We start from the raw sequence: 23,301 nt of genomic DNA on the forward strand, positions 1-23,301 counted from the left end.
TTTAAAGAAATACCATATAAATAGGGAGTGCAAGAAGGGCAAAGACGGTGGTAATGCTTACGAGTACGGCTGCATATTCAGTATCGGCTTCGTAGACCTTGGCAAGGATGGTTGTTTGGGTCATAGCGGGTAAAGCCGCTTGAATGACAAACACTTTTTTCATCAGTTCTGGAATGGGAAAAAAGGATGCAACAATTAATATTGCAATGGGTGAAATAATAAAGCGTCCGATCAAGACGGCGATGACGTCTTTGTCGAATTTGATTGTATTGAGTTTTACGCCAAACATGGCGATACCAATAAAGAGCAGGGATAGGGGCGTTGTTAGATTTCCTAAATATTTGCAAGTGTTCATGATGAAAGGCGGTAAAGGAATCTCTAAAAGAATCAATATGACTGCGAAGGTAAAACCTATAAATGGTGGTGAAAATACTCTTTTGATGGTATTCATACTGATCAATTTGGAAGGGGCTGTCTTTCCGTCTAAACTAATAGAGTAGTTTCCGATTGTCCAAAATAAAAAAGCGTTGGCAAGGAAATAGACAAGTACATAAGGAATACTGCTTTCTCCAAATAGAGCGAGATTTACGGGAACCCCAACAAAGAGTGAACTAGAACAGAAAAAAGCTGATCGAAAAGTACCTTTTCGATTGGATGGGAGCGAAAGAATCGTTGATAGAATGAAAGCAATCACGAAACTGATGAGCATGGCGAGGAGAGGTACGACGATTCCAGAAAATAACGGAACAAAACTCTCTTTGTTAAAGGTGCTGAGCAAATTCCAAACCATATAAGTTGGCAAAGAGATATACGTTACTAATCTAGGAAGTAGTTTTGAATTTTCTGGTGTAAACCAGCCTTTACCAGTTAGGATATATCCTAATGAGACCATGATGATAATGCTCATTAGACCTTCAACTGCATGTAAAAATACCATAATTATCCTCCTTTATCGATTGCTCATGATAAAAAGCTAGGATGCTTTTCCTTATACTTTGTATCTTAGTATAACAAGAGATATAATATATAGAAAATACGGAATTTGTTATTGACGCATATGAAAAAAATATAGCAAAAGGATACATGGCTTGATGGACATAAAACAGCTTGGGTATTTTCTAGCGATTGCTGAAGAGGGGCAAATTACAAAAGCGGCTAAACGGTTACATATGGCTCAACCTCCACTGAGTCAACAGCTTAAATCATTAGAAGAAGAACTAAATGTGAAATTGGTAGAACGTGAGAATAGGGGGATTGTATTAACGGAAGCAGGGCATTTGCTTCATAAACGAGCAGTTCATATTTTGGAACTGATGCAAACAACTACAAAAGAATTGAAAGAATTGGATGAAGGATATGCTGGCACATTATCGATTGGTGCAGTTGCATCTGCAGGCACGACTTTTTTGCCTTTTAGAATTGTTAACTTTCACAAACAATATCCTCAGATTAATTTTCAATTTTGGGAAGGTGATACCAACAGAATTTTAGAGTTATTGAATACTAGAATTATTGAAATCGGTATTGTGAGAGCCGTTTTTGATTCGGAAATTTATCATTCCGTAAGTTTACCCAACGAACCTATGGTTGTTGCTATGGATAGAAAATGGAACTGTGGAAGTGGAAATGATCAAGAGATTCATTTAAAAAAGCTTGAAGATAAGCCTTTATTGTTACATCGGAGTAATGAAAGTATGATTATGGAGTGTTGTCAAAAAAATGGTTTTCAAGCGCGCATTTTGTGCCGAGGCGATGATGTTAGATCTCTGCTCGTATGGGCAGATGCAGGACTAGGTATAGCAATTGTACCAAAATCTGCTGTTGGTCTTGTACCGAGTAACAATTTATTGTATAAAGACATCATTGAATCTTCAATAGAAATAAGAAAATCGATTATTTGGCTGAAAAATCACTATTTGTCAGCACCGACTAGAAATTTTTTAGAAATGATACTTTCAGATTTATCTTAAAAGGGTTTACAAGAAAGAGTGATCTTAATAAAAAAGCTGCTTAGTATCGAGTTTAAAAAACGATACTAAGCAGCTTTTTCATTGTTAGTGTTTTTATATAATAAAACAAATTAACGAAATTCATTAAGTACAAAATTCTTGAATTTTTGAGCGGCGGGGGATAAATATTTTCCCTTAGTTGAGGCTAGTCCAATGATGCGTTGACATGTTGGCGTGGAGATGGGTAAAAAAGAAATATTCGTTTTATCTAGACCAAAAACATGGGGGATTAAAGCAATACCGAGTTTGGCTTCGACAAGACCTGCTACAGTCATAATTTCTTCACCTTCGAAGGTTATAAACGGGTCAAGGCCTTCCTCCTTAAAGAGTTGATCTGCCAAAATCCGTAGCCCGTAATCTTTCTTAAAGGTAACAACGGGTTCGTCTTTAATTTCATCGAGAGTAATGGAAGCTCGTTTGGCCAGACGATGACCCGTTGGGACGATGACAAATAGTTCTTCAGCAAAAAGAGGTTCCCATTCGATATTTTCGTTTGTTGTGACGGGAGCGCAAAGGCATAAATCGATTTCACCAGCATTTAATTGCTCTAAAAGGAAATTAGTTGCATTCTGAAATAATTTAAATTGTATGTTTGGGTTAGCAGCTCGAAACTTGCTGAGTAAACCGGGTACAAGGTTTGACCCTAGGGAGTGCAAAAAAGACAAGGAGACACTGCCCCAGTCTGGGTGTAGGAGATCTAGGATCATTTGTTTACCGTCGACAATTTCTTGCATAGCTCGTTCTACATGTTCTAGAAAGAGTTGACCGTACGGATTAAGAATAATATTTTTCCCGCGGCGATCAAATAAAAGAAAACCTAATTCTTCCTCGAGCTTCGCGATGGAACGGCTGAGTGCTGGTTGAGAAATTGATAGTAAATCCGCTGCATGAGTCACATGTTGCGTCTGGGCAACGATTTTAAAATATTCAAGTTGTTGCCATTCCATTGACTTAACCACCTTTTCGTAAAAAAGATATAGTAAATGAATTTTATTTCTAGGGGACTTGCTTATGGCATAAATCATAACGTTAGAAGTCTCAATTGTCAATTTTTAAAAGATAATGATTGATATTCGTTGTAAAACTTTACTTAAAAGAAAGTATCTTTTTATATAATCATAAAACATTAATTATATAAAAATGATGCATTGGACATATAAAAGGAATAGGTTTAATATGAAACGCATAAGATCTTATTTGCAAGAAGGAGTGGAGGATAGTATGGTAGACTATATACAAAAAGGGAGTGCGCGCTATTGGCGAGGTATATCTGCATTGTTTTTGGGTAGCTTTGTTACTTTTGCTTTGCTGTATTGCACTCAACCTCTGATCCCGACCTTTGTGGAGGAATTCAAATTGACTCCCTCCTATGCTAGTTTGTCCATTTCTCTTACGACTGGCTTTTTAGCAGTCTTTATGCTCATCATGTCTTGGTTTGCTGATGAACGAGGGCGGAAAGTGATCATGGCTATTTCTCTGCTCGGTTCCGCAACTCTAGTTGTGATTCAGGCTTTTACTGATCATTTTGCAGTCTTGCTTGTATTGCGAGCTTTACAAGGAATTATGTTGGCTGGCTTTCCAGCTATCGCTATGGCTTATATAAATGAAGAGTTTGATCCAGCAGTTACAGGACTTGTGATGGGAATTTACGTGAGCGGTAATTCCATTGGTGGCTTGGCTGGACGCATTATCGTGAGTACATTAACTGACTTTTTTTCTTGGCACATCGCATTGGGGGGGATTGGTCTAATTTGCGTATTGGTGAGTATCTGGTTTTGGTTTAGTTTACCTGAATCCCAGCATTTTTCACCGCAAAAACGCTTAATGAAAGACATGATTCCTGTTTTATCGAAGAATTTACATCATACCTCTTTATTGTCACTCAACATGATCGGCTTTGTGATTATGGGGGCATTTGTTACAACTTATAATTACATTGGTTATGTTTTGATGGCATCTCCTTATTATTTGAGCCAGACCGTTGTAGGATGCATTTTTATTATTTATTTGGTTGGAACATTTAGTTCTACTTATATGGGAAGACTGGCAGATCATATGGGGAGTGCAAAAACATTGTGCTTAGGAATTGGGATTATGATAGTTGGTTGTCTCATTACTTTAGAGAGTAGTCTATATGGGAAAATAATTGGTGTAGCTATTTTAACCTTTGGTTTTTTTGGCAGTCATTCAGTGACTAGCAGTTGGGTAGGGAAATGTGCAGTTTCACATAAAGCTCAAGCATCTTCCTTGTATCTTCTTTTTTATTATCTTGGGGCTAGTGTACTTGGTGCATTAGGAGGAAAGTTTCTGGCTTGGTACGCTTGGAATGGAGTGGTATTCTTACTTGCCCCTTCCCTTGCTTTAGCTTTACTCCTTGCTGTGATTCTTTTCATTAAAGAAGAACGTTATAAAGTTTGCATAGGGAATGAAAGTTGATTTTTGATTGTATTATCCTCTGATTAAGGTTTGAAATACCTTTTTATGGGAATAATTACCCTTAATTGGGGGTAATGCAATGACGAGATTTTTTATAAGTCTATGGATTATGGTTGTCCTTTTATTTTCTATCCATACGGCAGTATACGCAAACTGGGGCTGGGAAAGTACTGATGATCCCCTTCCTTATTATCATCAAGAATGGGGAAAATGGTATCAATATGAGGATTCTAAAGTCTTTATGGTTCAAATTGGTGATAAAACATATAAATATATTTTTGATTGTAATGAAAAGTTCATTAGCGGTTGGATGACGTATATGACGATGCGTTTACCATAAGTAAAAAATAAAGGCGACTAAGAAGCAGAGGAATTTTAGTCATCTTTATTCAGAGTCTTAGTCATGGATAAAATCCTGGATGGTAGCAATGCCTTGCAGGATTTTTGCATTTTAATGGTAAATATAATCATATAGTGTATTTTGTTTTTTACGATGAGAGTTAAAAGTCAAAGGAAAATCCTTTAATCGAAATTTTGGAGGTGCGTCGATGTCAATTCATCTATTAGCAGGTAAAAAAGCTCCTAAGTCCATTTTGGTTAATATTCCTCGCTTGATTAGCGCTTATTATGTAAATCGTCCTGATGTGAGTGAACCAACACAGAAAGTTGCCTTTGGTACTTCTGGTCATCGTGGTAATTCTTTGAAGTATAGCTTTAATGAAGATCATATTCATGCGATTACCCAAGGAATTTGTGATTATCGTAAAGGGCAAGGCATCACTGGACCATTGTTCATTGGATTTGATACCCATGCTCTATCTGAGCCAGCGTTTATCTCGGCCCTGGAAGTGCTAGCGGCCAATGGGGTGGAAACTATGATGGCCAAGGATATGAATTATACACCAACGCCAGCCATATCTCATGCTATTTTGAACTATAATAGGGGAAAAAAAGAGGGCTTAGCTGATGGTATTGTCATCACACCTTCACACAATCCGCCAGATAATGGTGGTATTAAGTACAACCCACCTAACGGCGGTCCAGCAGATACTGATATTACCAAGTGGGTTGCGGATAAGGCTAATGAACTATTGAAAAATGGCAATCAAGCAGTGAAACGTATTCCTTATGAAAAGGCATTGAAAGTTGCCAATGTACACGAATTTGATTTTGTCACACCTTACGTGAATGATTTGCACAACATTATTGATATGGACGTTATTAAAGCTGCTGGGCTTAAAATTGGTGCAGATGCTTTAGGTGGTGCAGGTCTTGGTTATTGGATGCCGATCGCAGAAAAATACGGTCTAACGATTGAAATGTTAAATGGGCATCCAGACCCAACTTTTAGTTTTATGAATGTAGATGGTGACGGGAAAATACGAATGGATTGTTCATCCCCATACGCCATGGCTGGACTTATTGAACTAAAAGATAAATACGATCTCGCCTTTGGCAATGACGCAGACTTTGACCGTCATGGGATTGTGACTCCCAGTGTTGGACTTATGAATCCTAATCATTATTTATCCGTTGCTATTTCTTATCTATTCCAAGATCGCACAGGTTGGCGTGCAGATGCTGCCATTGGTAAAACCTTAGTCAGTTCATCTATGATTGATCGTGTAGCGGTGAGCCTTGGAAAACGGTTAGCTGAGGTACCAGTCGGTTTTAAATGGTTTGTTGATGGGTTGGTCAACGGGTCCTTTGGATTTGGCGGTGAAGAAAGCGCTGGTGCTTCTTTCTTGAAGAAAGATGGTACTGTTTGGACGACGGATAAAGATGGTATGATCCTTTGTCTACTCGCTGCAGAAATTACGGCGAAGACGGGAAAAGATCCTGGTCAGCATTATCAAGAGTTAACAGAAAAATTTGGTGCACCTGTATATGCTCGCGTGGATGCAGTTGCCAATTTGGCGCAAAAAGCAGTCTTATCAAAACTTTCCCCAGAGCAAGTAACAGCGGATATTCTTGCTGGTGAAACCATTACAGCTAAGTTGACGAAAGCACCAAGTAATCAGGCAGAGATTGGTGGTTTAAAGGTGTGTACTGAAAATGGTTGGTTCGCTGCTCGTCCTTCCGGCACAGAAGATGTATACAAAATCTACGCAGAAAGCTTCAAAGGGATTGATCATTTAGAACAAATTCAAGAAGAGGCGAAAAAAATCGTCAATGATACTTTTAAGGTTGCTGGCGTATAAGGAAAATCATTTAGTAGGGAGGAATAAGGTTTGCTGCGAAAAAAGATAATGTTTAATGGGTTAGTCATGACCATTGTTGTGATTGCTTTATCCCTATTTTTTTCATCGACCCATCCTTCTATCTTGCCAATAGGGAGGACTGTTGCAGCTGCTGAGCATATTACATTGACTTGGTCAGGGGACCCTCAGACAACTCAAACCATTACTTGGAAAACTGGATTGTCTGATGTCGCTGAGCAGGTTCAATATGCTGAAGAGATAAAGGGGCAAGCTTTTCCTCAAAATTTAAAATCTGCTATTTCTAGGACAGAGGAGTTAGTCACAAATTGGGGGCCTATGAATATTCACTCTGTGACTCTGGCAGACCTTAAGCCGGGTACTTCCTATCTCTATCGTATACAGGAAGGAAGCGAATGGAGTGAGTTTCATCGATTTACGACTGCACCGACTCAGGTAAATCATTTCAAATTTCTGGTTTTCGGTGATTCTCAAAGTAGTCATTATAATGTTTGGCAAACAACTCTTCATAAAGCATATCAAGCTAACTCTGAAGCCGTTTTTTTTACCAATATAGGAGATTTGGTCGATGTTGGGCAAGATTATGCTCAATGGAAAGCATGGTTCGATGGCGCCCAAGGGGTTGTTGAGACGATTCCTGTTATGCCTGTGACTGGGAACCATGAAACCTATACGCCAGAGCGGCGGTTTTCTATGCCGATTTTATTTACAGCTCAGTTAAAATTGCCATTGAATGGTCCGGATGGACTTAAAGGGCAAGCTTATTCTTTTGATTATGGAGATGTCCATTTTGCGATGCTTGATAGCCAAGAGGGAGAAGAAAAAAGTTTTGTCCCTGACATGCTGGAACGGCAAAGAGAATGGTTGGAAGATGATTTAGCAAAAACTCATAAGAAATGGAAAATTGTTTGTTTTCATCGTTCTCCTTATAATAATAAGGCTAAGCAGGATAACCCTAATATTCGGGTCGCTTTTGTACCTATTCTTGATAAATATCATGCTGATGTAGTTTTTACTGGTCATGACCATGTGTATGCCCATACATATCCTCTCTATCATGATGGAGATGTTGGCAGCTTTGCTAAAGGTACAGTATATGTTGCTACTGGTCGGAGCGGGACAAAAACTTACTCCGATTCAATAGCAAAGGAATGGAATGAATTTTTTTATAATCCTTTGGATGAACCTAACTATCTTACTGTTGAAATACAGGGAGATGTTTTAACCGTGAAAGCTTTTAAACAAAGTGGTATTTTGATTGACGAGTGGGGAATTGATAAAAAGCCTGAAAGTCGATAAATAGAAAAAAGCTCCTCTGCCATAAAGGCAGGGGAGCTTTTTGTAGAATTAACGGTTGTTGCTGAAACAGTCTCTGCAATAAACAGGACGGTCGCCGCTTGGACGGAAAGGAACTTGAGTGCTTACGCCGCAAGCTGCACAAGTTGCATCATGCATTTCACGTTGTTGGTAGTTGCTGTTACCGCCACGACCGCCACCGTTTCTTTGTTTGTTAGCTGCTCTGCATTGAGGGCAACGACCTGGTTCGTTGGTGAACCCTTTTTCAGCGAAGAAATCTTGCTCTGAAGCTGAGAATACGAATTGGTCGCCACAATCGCGGCAAGTTAAAGTTTTGTCTTGGTTCATGTATATAGCCTCCTTGAATGTATATTACCCAAATAGTAAACGGAGAATACTCACTTCATCTATTTAAGAACTATTAAAGTATACGATTAATTGGTTCAGAAGTAAAGTAAAATTATGCTTTTTTAAAAATAAAAGATTTTAAGCGTGAAATTTGACTCTATTCATAAGAAAAAGCACTGTTAAAAACAGTGCTTTTTTATATCAGATTAACGGTTGTTGCTGAAACAATCTCTGCAATAAACAGGACGGTCGCCGCTTGGACGGAAAGGAACTTGAGTGCTTACGCCACAAGCTGCACACGTTGCGTCATGCATTTCGCGTTGTTGGTAGTTGTTGTTACGACCACCACCGTTATTTTGTTTGTGAATTGCTCTGCATTGAGGGCAACGGCCTGGTTCATTGGTGAACCCTTTTTCAGCGTAGAAATCTTGTTCTGAAGCTGAAAATACGAATTGATCTGCGCAATCGCGGCATGTTAAAGTTTTGTCTTGACTCATGTTAAATAGCCTCCTCGAATCTGTTACTAAAATAGTCAATGGTATACAAGTAGTAAACACAATAAATCTATTTTAGGACATTTAAAGTATATAATAAAACAATATAAATGTAAAGGGTTTTAAGATCCGAAAACAAATTAATTTTACTGAGCAACAATATAGAGTTCTTTTGCAGTTACTCGTAAAAACAATTCAGTCTTTTCTAAGATTTTTTTACTGTAAAAGAGGAAATTTATCTTGAATATTGAAGTGGTTAACATTAAATACTAAATTTAATGAAGACATTCAAACTGAAGTTTATCCGATGGCTAAGTTCTTGGATAAGGGAGACTCAGATTTAGAGGAGATTCATAATGCCAGCAAGAAAAACATATTTAATTTTTGACTCAAATATTGGAAAAAACAAGCCGGAAAATATTATTAATGCAACTGCGACATGTCCATTCTGTCATCGTGAGGAATTGACAGATATTCTGGCAAGTGACGGATCCATCTTGTTAATAAAAAATAAATATCCCGTTTTAATCAATGCCTTTCAAACTGTTCTAATTGAAACAGATGATTGTAATTCCGACTTATCTCTTTATAGTAAGGATCATCTATATAAAGTAATTGGATTTGGTGTAAAGAAATGGCAAGAAATGATACGCAGCGGTGACTTTTCTTCTGTTCTTTTTTATAAAAATTATGGTCCTTATTCAGGTGGTACAATTAGGCATCCTCATATGCAAATCGTTGGCTTAAAAGATATCGATTATACAGATAATATAACGATTGAAAGTTTGCAGGGGTTCATTATTCACGAAAAAGATGGGGTTGAGTTAAATTTAGCTCAAGAACCTAAAAATGGTTTTTTTGAATTTAATGTGCGACTCGGTAGTTTAGAGTACGTAAATCAAATGGCTGATTATATACAAATTGTAATTCATTATTTATTAAATCATTTTCATAAAAATTGCAAAAGTTATAACTTGTTTTTTTATCAAATTAATGATGAAATTTCTGTTAAAATTATGCCAAGATTTGTTACATCTCCCTTGCTTATCGGCTATTCCATACCGCAGATATCCAATCGGGCAACGGAAGTGGTAACCGAGATACAACATCTATACTTTTCTTAATTTAGATAGCAGGGAATACGCTTTTGTCGAAGAATGAAGATAATACGAGAATAAATGGAGGTGTCTTATGAATTTTTATAATTGGGATGAAAAATTTTCTGTTGGTATTCGAGATTTTGACGAACATCATAAAGAACTTATTGATTTACTCAATGAAGTGTACAAAAAAGTATTCCAATGCGAGGATATTGATGAAGAGCGAATTTTGACGCAAAAAACACTAAGTAACTTATTAGAATATACAAAATATCATTTTACAGCTGAAGAAGCATTAATGAAAGAATTGGATTATCCAGAATATGAAGAACATAAAGGGAAACATGATTATTATATAAATGAAATTGATAATATCGTTCAGGACCACAAAAAAGGCGGCGTTGCCCTGTCTTTTACAGTATTTATGATGCTAAAAGAGTGGATTATGGTACATATTTTAGTTGAAGATAAACAGTATAGTCAGTTCTTTAAGGAAAATGGAATACAATAGATAAAAGTTCCTCGTCAAGAGGAACTTTTTAGGTAGAGTCAACAAGGTATTTTCATCGTTCTTCCATAAGAATGCATATAGGAAGCTGTCGGAAGTTTATTGTGATCAAAGATAATAGTGGCATGGTGGAGAAATTGTTTATTTAGAATATAACGTAAGTCATAAATGTTTACAGAGAGGGTATTAAAATGTTCGCGCTCTTCAAAATAAATAAATGGTGTAAAACTGGTAAAAAAATCTCCTAGAGGCGTTTTTCTCGCTTCTAGTGTAATTTTAGAGAGCTTTTTTTGTTTGGGAAGATTCGCATTAATTTCTAGCACTGGGTAGAGTACGCCCAATTGTCCTACAAGGTAGCAATGTTCAGTTTCCAAGACAAAATCCCAAAAAAGGATACGTTTTAAGGAAGGCATTACAGATAGTTGTATTATTTTTTGATGATCAAACAAATTTTTCAGTTGCTTTTTTGCTTTTTTGCGTAATATAATTCTGAGAGCAAGGTAGGCAATGATGACAAAAAAAGTACTAAATGAGAGTTCGAACATGGTAATGTTGAGAGAATATAGACTTGTCATTAGTACTAATAAAATAGGATCAACTACATTTAATAAATATAAACTTTTGCGCTCTTTGCGAAATGGCCACAAAATGGCTGCGCCATGGGTATTGAAGTAATCAATCATGATATGAGATAAACCACCAGCAAAGGCCCACCCCAATAGGGATAATAGATGAGTCTGTGGCATGAAAAAATGCAGAAGTATACCGATGAGAAGGGACCATATCGCAAGTCCAGGGAGAGAATGGGAAAAGGATCGATGTTGTTTGATGTAAGAAAAATTGCCCTTGATTTGCGTAATAATATCAAAATCAGGTGCTTGTGCTCCAAGAATAGTTGCTAAATAGATAGGGTCATTTAAAGATAGTTGGTGACCCGATAAACCAGCAACGGCAATGCCGATCAGTGCATGTGACAAGGAATCCATCAGTACACCTCCCTTACTATTAAGTTTACATAAAATTATATCATAGACAGGGAGGAGGTAGTACTGGTAATTAGTGCGAGTTTGGTTTTCATAAAAAAAGAGGTGCCCTTATTACCTAAGGTCACCTCAAAATGGTTAACTTATTTCTCTTTCTTTTAGGGTTGTCGCATGTTTTTTATTTAAAAATAGTAAATAGTATAAGTAAACTCCAGCTAATGCAGGAATACCAGTATATAAGACAATACGTTGTGATTCGTCAAAATATAAACTAATAATCACACCTAAATTGAGTACGAGTGCCAATATGGGGACAAGGGGATAAAATGGAGTACGAAAGGTAAGTTGTTCTAACTTTCCACCAAGGCGAATAAATTCTTTGCGGAAGTTCAGTTGGCACCAGGCGATGATGACCCAGATTAAACAACCTGTCAGACCAGTACTCGACATAAGCCAGAGATATACAGTATCAGCGGCGTATTCACTCGTCAATAAGGACATACATGCTAAGAGCACAGTGATTAAGACACCATATACGGGTACACCGCGGGAGTTCACCTTACCCAGTATGCTAGGAGCAAGGCCTTCTTTAGACATGGACCAGAGAAGACGTGAGCAAGCATATAAAGCTGAACTGCCTGAAGATAGGGCAGAGGTCATTACAACAAAAAACATGATATCTTTTGCTAATGGCAGACCAAGCATACCAAAGACATGAGCAAAAGGACTTTCTAAAACGCTGGCTTCATTGAAGGGAATGATGGCAGCCAGTACGACCATTGCGAGGACATAAAAGAAGATAATGCGAAAAGCGATACCCTTAATGACCCTAGGAACGTTTTTACCTGGGTTTTCACATTCACCGGCAGCAATGCCGACAAGTTCAGCTCCTTGGAAGGAGTAGACGACTGCGATCATAGTGAGGAAAACTGCTTCAAAGCCATTGGGAAAAAGACCGGAGCTCGTATGGAAATTTGAAAAAGCCATAGGTACAGCATTGTCAGAAAAGCCGAAGATTAAGCCACAACCGGCCACGATAAAGGCGAGAATTGCAGTGACTTTGATACTGGCAAACCAGAATTCAGCCTCTCCATAGGCTTTTACTGAAATGATATTTAGTAAGGCAAGTATTGTAGCAAAAAAACCACACCAGATCCAAATCGCAATCTGGGGAAACCAGTTATTCATGATAATGCCTGCAGCCGTAAAGTCAGCGGCTATACAAATCGCCCAGTTAATCCAATATAACCAACCTGTCGTAAAACCAGCACCAGGGGAGATAAATCGCGAGGCATAGCTCTGGAATGAACCCGATACAGGCATCGCAGCTGTTAATTCACCAAGACACAATAATACTAAATACATAATAAAGCCACCAACGAGATAAGCAAGGACGGCACCGAGAGGACCTGCTTGACTGATGGTTTGCCCTGAGCCGACAAATAATCCAGTACCAATTGTACCCCCAATGGAAATCATCATAAGGTGACGTGATTTCATATCACGTTTCAATCCTTCTTTTTGCGGACATAATTCATCTAAATTTAATGTTGATTTTGACATAAAAGCCTCCTGATTTAATAAAATAAAAAAATGGTTGTGAACTATCTCACAACCAACAAATTTACATAAATATATAAATCCCCGCTTGTATGAGATAGCTCTTCACCTGAAAATGGGAATCTTCAGGTGACAGACTTGTACTTATTCAATACAAATCCAGCAAAAAAAACCAGGTTGGTTATTTTTACTTCGGCGAAGATTCCTTTTTGTATAGTTCATCGTAACCAGCTCACTATACATACTCATAATATCCGCACCTCTATGCATCACAGCCTATTTAATTGATCTTTAGTTTAATAGAAATACTGTTATCTGTCAATATTTCTATTGAATTAAAGGTCTTTTCTCAGGAGATTCTGAAAAGAAAAGCTTACTATAACGTTATATTTTTTATGGAGGATCTAAATGGAAAATGAATATCAAAGATTAGACGCTAAATTTGCCCAGTCCTTAGTGGACATTGTTGCTGCAGAACTAAATAAAAATGTAAATATTCTTGATGATCGTGGAGTCATTATTGCATCTTTTAGCCGAGATCGCATTGGGCAGGTACATGAAGCCGGTGCGAGGATGCTCAAGGCTGAGATGATTAAAGAATTTTATGTTAGCGAAGAAGATGAATTGCACTTACGTGGTATCCGTAATGGATTTAATGTACCGATTATGTTTGAAAATAAGTGCGTGGGTGTCATTGGCGTTACGGGTGACTTAAAAACGGCGGAACCTTATGCACGACTTGCAGCACGTTTTGTGGAGGCGAATTTACAGTCCAATGCAAGACAAGAAAAATTAGTTGGTGCATTAAAGGAAAAAGAAGAACTTCAATCTATATTTCTAAATAAAATAATTCGTGTTCAAGAAGAAGAACGTAAAAAAATCTCCCGAGAACTACATGATGAAACGAGTCAATCCTTAACATCCATTATTGTTGGTTTGCGTATCCTTGCAGAACAGGTGCAAAATAGTGGGGAACGAGAAAAAATATTACAAATGCGAGATCTTGCTTTGACGACATTAGAGGCTGTTCATGATATGGCAGTACAACTTCGTCCTGTGTTATTAGATGACTTAGGATTGGTAGCAGCAGCACAAAAATACATTGCGAACTATTCAAAGCAATATAAAATTTTAATGAATATTGAGTTTAATATTCTATCTCGTGAGCGATTTGCGACTGAAGTTGAGATTGCATTATATCGAATCTTGCAGGAGGCATTAACCAATATTGTCAAGCATGCTGGGGCGACACAAGTCTGGGTCTCTTTGTATAAAAAACAAAATAAACTGATTCTAATTATTAATGACAATGGTGTGGGATTTAATCTTGATTTATTTAAAAGTACTCATAGTCGTACTTCTTTAGGCATATATGGAATGGGTGAACGTGTATCGCTAGTGGATGGAACCTTTGAAATCAAATCAGAAATTGGTCAGGGAACGAAAATTTTTGTAGAGATTCCCTTATGAAAAGAAAAAAACTGTAGGCACAATTCATGCCTACAGTTTTTTTCTTTTTTATTTTTGGCTACCAGCTTGGTAGGATCGATCTAAGACTTGGATAACATGTAAGGTTTCTTTGTCCATGTTATTTTGTACTAAACCATCCATAATATGCATACGGCAAGTACCACAGCTTGTGGCAACAATGTCAGCTTTTGTGGAGCCAATATCTGCGACTTTACGGTCATTGACTTGGCGAGAAAGTTCATAATAAGACATACTGAAGGAGCCGCCTGATCCACAGCAACGATCAGGTTTAGACATTTCGACAAAATTTAAACCAGGAATGGATTTTAAAATTTCCCGCGGTTGTTTAGTAATTTTGATACCACGAACCATATGACATGGATCGTGCATCGTGACAGTTGCATTCACTGGACCAAGTTTTGTTTTGTCGAATTTAACAACATCGACTAAAAACTCGCTGATTTCATAAGTCTTTTTAGATATTTTTTCTGCTAATGTTTTCATTTTAGGATCATCTTTGAACATATGAAGATATTCAATTTTGAAAGCTTCTGTACAAGAACCGCAAGATGCAATAATATAGTCAAAATTATAGCGATCAAAGGTTTCAAGATTGTGTTTTGCAAATAGTTTAGCAGAATCTACATCGCCGGAATAGAATACAGGTGTACCGCAGCAATGTTGCATGCTTGGCATAACAACTTCAATATTATTAGCTTTAAGAACGTTAATTGTAGCTTGACCAACATCTGTGTACATATAGTTGATTGTACAGCCAGTGAAAAAACCGACTCTCATTTTGGGGTTATCAACTTTAATGACTTCAGGATATTGACTTCTGAGAGGGTTTGCAGACATAGGAGCTGTGACCCTTTTTACATCCATACCAGGCATTGGGAAACGGGCAATAGTCCCCATTTTACCAGGTAATTTTTTAAAGGATAATGGTGCAAAGAGACCTGCCATACGCAACGAAAAATCGAATAACTGTCTGTTTTTTAGTAACGCAAAGACTTTTTTCTTAATAGGACCGAGTCCGCGAGCTTTTACGACTGCTTGACGTCCACGTACAATCAATTCATCAGCAGGTACGCCGCATGGACAGTTTGTTGCACAGGCTTTACAGGATAAACACATGGACATGGCTTTTTCAAAGTTTGTGGAAATTGGGATTGTTCCACTGAGAACGCCTTCCATAAGGGAAAGCTTACCGCGAGCTACTGCATTTTCTCTGCCTAATTCTTTATATACTGGGCAATGGGCCATACAATTACCGCATTTCATGCAATTAGCAAGGGCATCTTGGATATCGGTTAATAGTGCTTTATCGTGGTCATTAATATCCTTTACATTAATTTCATCACTCATACTAACACTCTCCTACTAACTTACCAGGATTTAAGATCAAGTTAGGATCAAGTGTACGTTTAATTGATCTCATTACGTTCATGGAAGTAGGACCATGTTGATTTTCCATCCAAGGAAGTTTACCAAGGCCGATTCCGTGCTCACCACTTAATGTACCGCCAAGTTCAATCGCTGTTTTGAACATTTCGTCCATTGCAAGGTATACGCGTTTCATTTCGACTGCATCTCTAATATCGCAAACAATTGTAGGATGCATGTTGCCATCACCAGCATGACCAAATGTTCCGATTGTAACGTTATGTTTTTTGGAAATTTCGCTCACTGAACGTAAGAAGTTAGGTACTTTATTACGAGGAACTGTAGCATCTTCTACATAAGTTGTAGGACGAAGTTTAGCTAAAGCTGGCAATGCGGCACGACGAGCGGCCCAAAGTTTATCACGTTCTGCATCGTTTTTAGCAATTTGTACAGTTGCAGCATTATTTGATTTGAGAACTGTCATTACTTTAGCAGCTTCTTGTTCAACAACAGTAGGATTACCATCAACTTCAATAAGAAGTATTGCTTGGGCATCTAATGGAAGACCGATTTTCATGTAATCTTCTACAGTACGAATTGTAGCGTTATCCATAATTTCTAAGGTAGCAGGAATAATTTTAGCAGCAATGATCCCGGAAACTGCTTTACCAGCATCATCTAGGTCATTAAAGATTGCCATCATAGCTTTTTTTGCTTCTGGTGCAGGCACAAGTTTAGCAATGATTTTAGTAATGACACATAATGTACCTTCAGAGCCAGTAAATAATTTAGTCATATCATAACCGGAAACATCTTTTACGTTTTTACCACCCGTATTCATGATATCGCCGTTAGCTAATACAACTTCTAAACCCATAATATAATGTTTAGAAACACCATATTTTAGACCGCGTAGACCACCAGCATTTTCAGCTACTGTGCCGCCTAAAGTTGCTGTTGCGACTGTACCAGGATCTGGAGGATAGATAAGACCTGATGCAGCGACTGCTGTATTTAAATCAGCAACAATAACGCCTGGTCCTGCCACGGCTACAAGGTTTTCTAAATCGATTTCCATAATTTTATTGAAACGAGTCATTAACAGTACAATGCCGCCCTTTGTCGGAACACAGCCTGCACTCAAGTTAGTACCAGAACCCCGAGTATAAACAGGTATTTTATTGCTATTTGCAAGTTTTAAAATTTGTGAAACTTCATTGGTATCTCCAGGCAAAACTACGGCATCTGGCATGTGACCATGACCAGGGGTTGCATCATAGGAATAAGAATACAAATCTTCAGTACTCGTCATAACATTTGCCTCGCCGACAATTTTCTTTAGAGCGTCAATATGGTTCTGTTGCATTTTTATAGACTCCTTCACTTTTAAAATTGGAATTTCATGGTAAGTGCAAAAAAGAACAATCTTTTCCATAGTTCTAGCAGATATAAAAATAATTACTATCTGTATTTTCACTTAAATGAAGATAGATGTAAATCAGGTATATGCAGTAAAATAGTGTAAGACTAGATCCTACAAATTTGTAGGATCTAGTCTTACACTATTTTCATAACTATAAGGCAATTAAATTGTATTGAATCGCATAATTAACTAAATCGGATTTTTTGTGAATATTGAGTTTGTGCATAATGCGAGAACGATAGGTGTCGATGGTTTTAGGACTAAGAGATAACATGTTAGCAATCTCACTATTGGTATGACCATGAGCTAAGAAACGTAATACTTCACGCTCGCGTGTACTTAATATTTGATATGGACTTTGATGATCAAGGGCATCAGTGCTAGTATAAAGAATGCTATTGAGTAATGATTGGGAAAGAGTCTCATTCAAATATTTTTTACCCGTATGAATTTTAATAATACACTCCATAAGTTCGGTGTCAGCTGATTTTTTTAGAACATAGCTGTTAGCACCTGATCGCATGACTTCGGTGATGTATTCTTCGTCATCATACATGGTTAAGACCAAAATTGGACAAGTTAGGCCCCGAGAACGGATTTCTTTAATGCAGTCGATACCATTCATATCTGGCATAGACAAATCAAGCAATAAAACATTCGGTTTGAGAGTTTCGACCATTTCGATAGCCTGAAAACCATTTTCTGCTTCGCCAATCACTTCAAATTGGGGAGAACTGTTAAGAAGAGATTTTAGTCCAGAACGTAACACGGCATGGTCATCGGCGATAACAATACGAATTTTAGTGATAAAAAAAACCCCTTTCATATAGTAACAGAAATTTACTCTATAACTGTAACATATTTAAAATGTAGAGTAAAATAGTAATGATAAAAGAGCTAAGTTATAAATATTTTGAAATTTTTCAGACAATTACTAATTTTTAGACAGGATTAGTCAAAACTTTTATAGAATAAAAATAAATAGATTAATTTTGTGATGGCGAGTGAGGTGGTTGGATCATGATTGCAAGGGATTTGTATGATTTAATGTTGCTATTATTTAGTATGGGGGCGGTATCTGTTTTTTTTACGAGTAACCACGCTAAACTTACAAATTATATTGCACATAGTCTGGCGCTAATGGGCTCTGCCTTAGCGACACTATGTGCAATTTTTGTTTTTGTGCAAGGCCAGTTCACTGTCATTTTTCCCATAGTGTTACCATTTGGTTCTATAGGAGGAACGGTTGATTGTTTGTCGGCCTTTTTTTTGCTTATTGTTGGGGTCGTAGGTATAGGGACAAGTATTTATGCTTATGGATATAGCCAGGAATATGATCAGTGTCGTCTGCCGCTCATGGCAGGTCTGTATAATGCTTTTTTATTAGCAATGGTATTAGTGCTGACTGTAAATCACGTGGTAGCCTTTATTATGGCATGGGAAGTCATGAGTGTAGCCTCGTTCTTTCTAGTCAATCATGAATACGAGAAAAAGGTCAATACTCGGTCAGCCTATATTTATATTGTCATGACTCATATTGGGACGATTTTTATTATAACTGGATTTTTATTGTTAGCAGTTGGAGCGAATAGTATGGACTTTAGCCAACTGAAAGGAAGTTTAGTGAGTGAAACCCTACGAAATGTTATTTTTGTATGTGTGCTCATTGGTTTTGGTACTAAGGCCGGAATGGTTCCTTTACATATTTGGCTGCCAAGGGCTCATCCTGCTGCACCGAGCCACATTTCGGCTCTTATGTCTGCTGTCATGCTCAAAACAGCGATTTACGGTATGTGTCGATTTTTTTTAGATTTTTTAGGAGTGGGGCCAGTATGGTGGGGGATTATGATCTTATTATTTGCCATTATTACGGCTGTGATTGGAGTCCTATATGCTTTTATCGAACATGATAGTAAACGGTTATTAGCCTACAGCAGTGTAGAGAATATTGGTATTATATTATTAGGTATTGGTGCGGGGATGGTGTTTATGAGCACTCAACAACCTATATTAGCTGGTATAGCCTTTGCTGCCGCTTTATATCATGCTTTTAATCATGCCATCTTCAAGTCATTATTATTCATGGTTACTGGGGCTGTAATGCAAGCAACTCATACTAAGGATATTGAGAAACTTGGTGGCTTGATTAAAAAGATGCCTTACACAGCTGTATTTTGCCTGATTAGCTCTCTTGCCATTGGGGCATTGCCCCCTCTTAATGGATTTGTTAGTGAGTGGCTAACCTTTCAGTCTTTATTATTTTTGCCCCAAGGATTGATTGGTATGACTGGTAAAATAGTTAGTGCATTATTAATTGCTTTCTTAGGATTAACAGGAGCCTTAGCAGCAGCGTGTTTTGTAAATGCTTTTGGTATGACGTTCTTGGCTAAGCCACGCAGTAAGAAGGCTGAGCAGGCTTTTGAGGTCGCACCGTCGATGTTAGTTGCCATGGGATTATTCGCTGTAATTTGTGTAGTGTTAGGTCTATGGCCTAAAGGGATGTTGACAATACTAGGGCAGGTTTTCATGAAGTATCCTGAAATTTCTGCGCTGGATTTAATAAATCATGACTGGTATCAGATTACCTTTATTGCGGGAACCAATCGAGGAGAATTTTCAACCATTACCTTGCTATTGGCTTTAGTGGGTGGTTTTATATTATCTATCATTTTGTATTCGATATTTGGTAGGGGAAGAGTTGAGACTGGTGAAACATGGACATGCGGTATTGTACCAAATTATCATATGGAATATACAGCCACAGGATTTTCCAAATCGATACGCATGGTATTTAAAAAAATTATTCATTCTCATGATGAAACTTTGGTTGATGGCAATGATCATAAATATCATGGACGTAAGTTGTTTTATCATGTACATATCCGCTATCTTTTTGTTTCTGTAGTCTATCGCCCTATTAATGAACTGATTATTAAAATGGCCAGATTTATGAAAAGGATACAGACTGGTAGTGTGCAATTGTATGTGGGATATATTATGGTTGTTACAGTCCTTGTTTTGATATGGAGTACAGGGTGGTGAATGAGTGATGGAACTATTATTAAGTAGCATTCAAGCAGTAGGAATGGTATTAGTAGCGCCGTTGGTCTCAGGAGTTATAAAAACAACAAAGGCAAAGTTGCAAAATAGACAAGGCCCTAGCTTATTTCAAGTGTATTTTGATTTCATAAAGTTATTATCGAAAGATAGTGTTCTATCTCCGACGGCTTCGTGGATCTTTAACGCTGCCCCATATATTTATTTTATGAGTAATGTCGCTGTAGCTGCATTAGTACCTGTGATTTCTTTTGGGAATCCAGGGAGTGGTGATGCCTTTTTATTAATTTATTTATGGGCTCTTGGACGATTTTTTTTGGTACTGGGCTCATTAGATGCGGGCAGTGCTTTTGGTGGTATGGGCGGGGCTAGAGAAATGTTTATTGCTATCTTGGTTGAGCCAGCCATGTTATTATCCTTGCTGACTGTTGCCTTTAAAGCCAAAACGACAAGTTTGGGATTAATGGTTTTGGCTGTGGCTGATAGTCCTTTTTCCCTAGCGTATGTTTTTGCAGCCATTGCCTTTTTTATGGTATTAATTGCAGAGACAGGACGTATTCCTGTAGATAATCCAGATACTCATTTAGAATTAACCATGATTCATGAAGGAATGATCTTAGAGTATTCCGGACGTCGATTGGCTTTGATTTTTTTTGCATCAGCAACTAAACAATTAAGTATGATTTTCCTATTTGTAGTATTTTTTTTACCAGGAAATCCTCTAGAAAGTTATTATTTTGGTTGGATGCTTGTGAAAGTTTTTTTTATAGCCATACTGATTGCTTTTACTGAAATAAGTACGAATAAAATGCGGTTGTTTAAGGTGCCAAATTTTTTAGCCATATCTTGTTTGTTATCATTATTAGCACTCGTAGCTTATTAAGAATTGCCATGCTAAGGAGGAGCAAAGATGAATATTCTTACAATCTTACTCTTATTTACAGCGTTATTATTGACTCGTGTATCAAGGCTTAGTACAGCTGTTAATTTAATATTAGCACAGTCTTTTATGGTAGCTTTGGCTTGTGCTGCAGTTGGGATTGAAACAGGTGCAGTTCATATGTATATTGGAGCTGCATTAACTGCTGTTGTAAAAGTCGGATTAATTCCTTATGGCTTAATGAATATTGTTGATAATTTGCAACATGAAAGTGAAGATCATCCAATTTTAAATATGAATTATTCAGCTGCTGCAGCCTGCATTGCAATTGTGTTAGCGTACAGCCTGATTGACAAAGCTTTACCTGGGGCTGGTAGTCGTGATGCTTTGGCTACCGCTGTTGCCATGACTCTCATTGGTCTGCTTTTGATTATGACGCGTAGGCAAGCTGTGATGCAAATTGTGGGGTTGATTACTATGGAAAATGGGATTTATTTGGTCGGATTGTCAGTCACAAAGGGATTACCTTTAATTATTGAACTTGGAGTTTTCTTTGACGTTTTGGTAGCGGTAGTCGTGCTAGGTATTTTAACATATCGACTGAAATTATCAGGTATATCAACAGATACTAGTATGTTAAAAAAATTAAAGGGATGATAGTGTGGGAGAACTGCTATTAATAGTCCTGTTTTTGCCGATTGTAACGGGTTTTGTATCTTTATTTCAGAGGACAACAACTGGAATACGCTGGATTAATTTGATCGGCTGCCTAGTAACAAGTTTAGTTTTAGGTATTGTTATATATCAAATTACAGTGGCAGGAGCGTTTCAATATAAAATGCTATATGTAGATCAATTAAGTGGGATACTGCTCATGATCGTTGCAGTATTAACATTAACCTCAACGTTGTTTTCTATTCCCTACATGGAAAAAGAATTGGTCCATGGCCATATTACATTTAAAATGTTGTGTCGGTATTATGGTTTATTTAATTTATTTGTTTTTACCATGATGAGTGTACTCCTTGTGGAAAATCTGGGTTTACTGTGGGTCGCAGTGGAAGCGACGACCTTAGCATCGGCCCTATTAGTTGCATTTTATTTTAATCATTCGGCTTTAGAAGCTGCTTGGAAATATGTGATGGTGTGTACAGTTGGGATTTGCCTTGCATTACTTGGGACTATTTTATTGTATTATGCTCAGGTTAATGTGGCTGGTGGGGAGTTACAAGCTTTAAGTTGGTTGGAGCTTAAAAAAATAGGCGCTCAACTTGATCCAGCCATTGCAAAATTAGCATTTATTTTCATTTTAATTGGCTATGGGACAAAAGCTGGTTTAGCACCTATGCATACCTGGTTACCAGATGCCCATAGTCAAGCACCATCACCAGTGAGTGGTTTGTTATCTGGGGCACTACTGAGTTGTGCTGTATATGCTGTGATGCGAAATTTAATTATAGTGCAGGCTGTTGTTAATCGTGAATTCCTATACTATTTATTGATCGGTTTTGGTGTATTTTCCATTGTCATCGCGATTCCGTTTATCTTAGTACAACATGATATCAAAAGATTGTTAGCTTATTCGAGTGTCGAACATATGGGAATTATTATACTGGGAATTGGTATTGGTGTTCCTCAGGCAGTCTATGGTGCATTATTACATATGATCAATCATGCCATTGCTAAATCTGCTTTGTTTTATATGGCAGGTACGATCATTCAAGAATACCAGACTAAACATATTGCGCGAATTCGTGGGTTAGTGAAAGCCATGCCCCTCATCGGCGCTTTGTTTATTATGACCATACTTGCTATTACTGGCACACCACCTTTTGGCATATTTATTAGTAAATTAATTGTAATCAAAGGAGCTTTTGAAAGTGGGTGGGTAGTATTGGGAGTCCTGGTTCTATTCTTACTTGCAGGAATTTTCGCGGGTATGATGTATTATTGCCTATCAATGTCTTTTGGTGCTAAACCCAAATCAAGAGCAGCTACGGTCTCGATTGACAAGCTGGCCTATGTGGCAATGGTCATTTCTGTAGGACTTGTTGCCGTAACAGGAGTCTATATACCAACATGGTTAAATGAGATGCTATTGATCGCAACATCTATTCTAGTGGGAGGATAAT

General features: G+C 37.6%; 21 protein-coding genes and 1 riboswitch. Of the genes, 12 read left to right on the forward strand and 9 right to left on the reverse strand.

The window, feature by feature from the left end; translation table 11 throughout:
- Position 1: 1 nt before the first annotated feature.
- A complete protein-coding gene (locus ACAN52_RS05800) occupies positions 2 to 937 on the reverse strand; it encodes an AEC family transporter (protein ID WP_378953456.1) in 936 nt (311 codons plus the stop codon).
- A 154-nt stretch (positions 938 to 1,091) separates the two neighbouring features.
- On the opposite strand from ACAN52_RS05800, the gene ACAN52_RS05805 reads away from it, so the two are divergent.
- Complete coding sequence (locus ACAN52_RS05805; protein ID WP_378953458.1) at positions 1,092 to 1,970, forward strand: LysR family transcriptional regulator; 879 nt, start codon at positions 1,092 to 1,094, stop codon at positions 1,968 to 1,970.
- Positions 1,971 to 2,080: 110 nt separating this feature from the next.
- On the opposite strand, the gene ACAN52_RS05810 is transcribed toward ACAN52_RS05805, so the two are convergent.
- Positions 2,081 to 2,956, reverse strand: a complete 876-nt coding sequence (locus ACAN52_RS05810) for a LysR family transcriptional regulator (protein ID WP_378953460.1) — start codon at positions 2,954 to 2,956, stop codon at positions 2,081 to 2,083.
- A 274-nt stretch (positions 2,957 to 3,230) separates the two neighbouring features.
- On the opposite strand from ACAN52_RS05810, the gene ACAN52_RS05815 reads away from it, so the two are divergent.
- The 4 genes from ACAN52_RS05815 (at position 3,231) to ACAN52_RS05830 (ending at position 7,963) form a co-directional block, all read left to right on the forward strand.
- Entirely contained in the window at positions 3,231 to 4,445 is a 1,215-nt protein-coding gene (locus tag ACAN52_RS05815; protein WP_378953462.1) for an MFS transporter, read from the forward strand.
- A gap of 79 nt (positions 4,446 to 4,524) precedes the next feature.
- On the forward strand, positions 4,525 to 4,785 hold the full coding sequence (locus ACAN52_RS05820) for a hypothetical protein (RefSeq protein ID WP_378953464.1): 261 nt from the start codon (positions 4,525 to 4,527) through the stop codon (positions 4,783 to 4,785).
- A 208-nt stretch (positions 4,786 to 4,993) separates the two neighbouring features.
- A complete protein-coding gene (gene pgm / locus ACAN52_RS05825) occupies positions 4,994 to 6,646 on the forward strand; it encodes a phosphoglucomutase (alpha-D-glucose-1,6-bisphosphate-dependent) (RefSeq protein WP_378953466.1) in 1,653 nt (550 codons plus the stop codon).
- Positions 6,647 to 6,676: 30 nt separating this feature from the next.
- Complete coding sequence (locus ACAN52_RS05830; protein WP_378953468.1) at positions 6,677 to 7,963, forward strand: metallophosphoesterase; 1,287 nt, start codon at positions 6,677 to 6,679, stop codon at positions 7,961 to 7,963.
- A gap of 48 nt (positions 7,964 to 8,011) precedes the next feature.
- Here the strand turns inward: ACAN52_RS05830 and ACAN52_RS05835 are convergent, their stop codons facing one another.
- Complete coding sequence (locus tag ACAN52_RS05835; RefSeq protein ID WP_378953470.1) at positions 8,012 to 8,308, reverse strand: zinc-ribbon domain containing protein; 297 nt, start codon at positions 8,306 to 8,308, stop codon at positions 8,012 to 8,014.
- Positions 8,309 to 8,514: 206 nt separating this feature from the next.
- Positions 8,515 to 8,805: a zinc-ribbon domain containing protein gene (locus ACAN52_RS05840; protein WP_378953848.1), complete on the reverse strand. Its 291-nt coding sequence runs from the start codon at positions 8,803 to 8,805 to the stop codon at positions 8,515 to 8,517.
- A gap of 353 nt (positions 8,806 to 9,158) precedes the next feature.
- Here ACAN52_RS05840 and ACAN52_RS05845 point away from each other — a divergent pair, with 353 nt between their 5' ends.
- Both ACAN52_RS05845 and ACAN52_RS05850 read left to right on the forward strand, forming a co-directional pair.
- A complete protein-coding gene (locus ACAN52_RS05845) occupies positions 9,159 to 9,926 on the forward strand; it encodes a DUF4931 domain-containing protein (protein ID WP_378953472.1) in 768 nt (255 codons plus the stop codon).
- 67 nt (positions 9,927 to 9,993) lie between these two features.
- Positions 9,994 to 10,413 (forward strand): bacteriohemerythrin, encoded by a 420-nt coding sequence (locus ACAN52_RS05850; protein ID WP_378953474.1) that lies wholly within the window; start codon positions 9,994 to 9,996, stop codon positions 10,411 to 10,413.
- Between the two features lie 38 nt (positions 10,414 to 10,451).
- Here ACAN52_RS05850 and ACAN52_RS05855 read toward each other — a convergent pair whose 3' ends face one another.
- On the reverse strand, positions 10,452 to 11,396 hold the full coding sequence (locus ACAN52_RS05855; protein WP_378953476.1) for a metal-dependent hydrolase: 945 nt from the start codon (positions 11,394 to 11,396) through the stop codon (positions 10,452 to 10,454).
- A 135-nt stretch (positions 11,397 to 11,531) separates the two neighbouring features.
- On the reverse strand, positions 11,532 to 12,956 hold the full coding sequence (locus tag ACAN52_RS05860; protein ID WP_378953478.1) for an amino acid permease: 1,425 nt from the start codon (positions 12,954 to 12,956) through the stop codon (positions 11,532 to 11,534).
- A gap of 87 nt (positions 12,957 to 13,043) precedes the next feature.
- Positions 13,044 to 13,226, reverse strand: a riboswitch (Lysine riboswitch).
- 135 nt (positions 13,227 to 13,361) lie between these two features.
- Here ACAN52_RS05860 and ACAN52_RS05865 point away from each other — a divergent pair.
- Complete coding sequence (locus ACAN52_RS05865) at positions 13,362 to 14,423, forward strand: sugar diacid recognition domain-containing protein (protein WP_378953480.1); 1,062 nt, start codon at positions 13,362 to 13,364, stop codon at positions 14,421 to 14,423.
- Positions 14,424 to 14,471: 48 nt separating this feature from the next.
- Here ACAN52_RS05865 and ACAN52_RS05870 read toward each other — a convergent pair whose 3' ends face one another.
- The 3 genes from ACAN52_RS05870 to ACAN52_RS05880 all read right to left on the reverse strand — a co-directional run bounded on the left by ACAN52_RS05870 (position 14,472) and on the right by ACAN52_RS05880 (position 18,058).
- Complete coding sequence (locus ACAN52_RS05870; RefSeq protein ID WP_378953482.1) at positions 14,472 to 15,791, reverse strand: (Fe-S)-binding protein; 1,320 nt, start codon at positions 15,789 to 15,791, stop codon at positions 14,472 to 14,474.
- Position 15,792: 1 nt separating this feature from the next.
- Positions 15,793 to 17,175, reverse strand: coding sequence for an FAD-binding oxidoreductase (locus ACAN52_RS05875; RefSeq protein ID WP_378953484.1), 1,383 nt, complete (start codon positions 17,173 to 17,175; stop codon positions 15,793 to 15,795).
- Positions 17,176 to 17,383: 208 nt separating this feature from the next.
- Positions 17,384 to 18,058 (reverse strand): response regulator, encoded by a 675-nt coding sequence (locus ACAN52_RS05880; RefSeq protein ID WP_378953486.1) that lies wholly within the window; start codon positions 18,056 to 18,058, stop codon positions 17,384 to 17,386.
- A 194-nt stretch (positions 18,059 to 18,252) separates the two neighbouring features.
- On the opposite strand from ACAN52_RS05880, the gene ACAN52_RS05885 reads away from it, so the two are divergent.
- Genes ACAN52_RS05885 through ACAN52_RS05900 form a run of 4 tightly spaced genes read left to right on the forward strand, consistent with a single transcriptional unit; the run spans position 18,253 to position 23,300 of the window.
- Positions 18,253 to 20,274: a proton-conducting transporter membrane subunit gene (locus tag ACAN52_RS05885; protein WP_378953488.1), complete on the forward strand. Its 2,022-nt coding sequence runs from the start codon at positions 18,253 to 18,255 to the stop codon at positions 20,272 to 20,274.
- A 7-nt stretch (positions 20,275 to 20,281) separates the two neighbouring features.
- Entirely contained in the window at positions 20,282 to 21,172 is an 891-nt protein-coding gene (locus ACAN52_RS05890; RefSeq protein ID WP_378953850.1) for a respiratory chain complex I subunit 1 family protein, read from the forward strand.
- Between the two features lie 27 nt (positions 21,173 to 21,199).
- The gene (locus ACAN52_RS05895) at positions 21,200 to 21,826 is read left to right on the forward strand and encodes a hydrogenase (RefSeq protein ID WP_378953490.1); all 627 of its coding nucleotides are present in this window, start codon (positions 21,200 to 21,202) and stop codon (positions 21,824 to 21,826) included.
- Positions 21,827 to 21,830: 4 nt separating this feature from the next.
- Positions 21,831 to 23,300 (forward strand): hydrogenase 4 subunit F, encoded by a 1,470-nt coding sequence (locus tag ACAN52_RS05900; protein ID WP_378953492.1) that lies wholly within the window; start codon positions 21,831 to 21,833, stop codon positions 23,298 to 23,300.
- The last annotated feature ends 1 nt before the right edge of the window (position 23,301 follow it).

This window comes from Pelosinus sp. sgz500959, from assembly GCF_042610375.1.
Classification (GTDB): domain Bacteria; phylum Bacillota; class Negativicutes; order DSM-13327; family DSM-13327; genus CTSoil-075.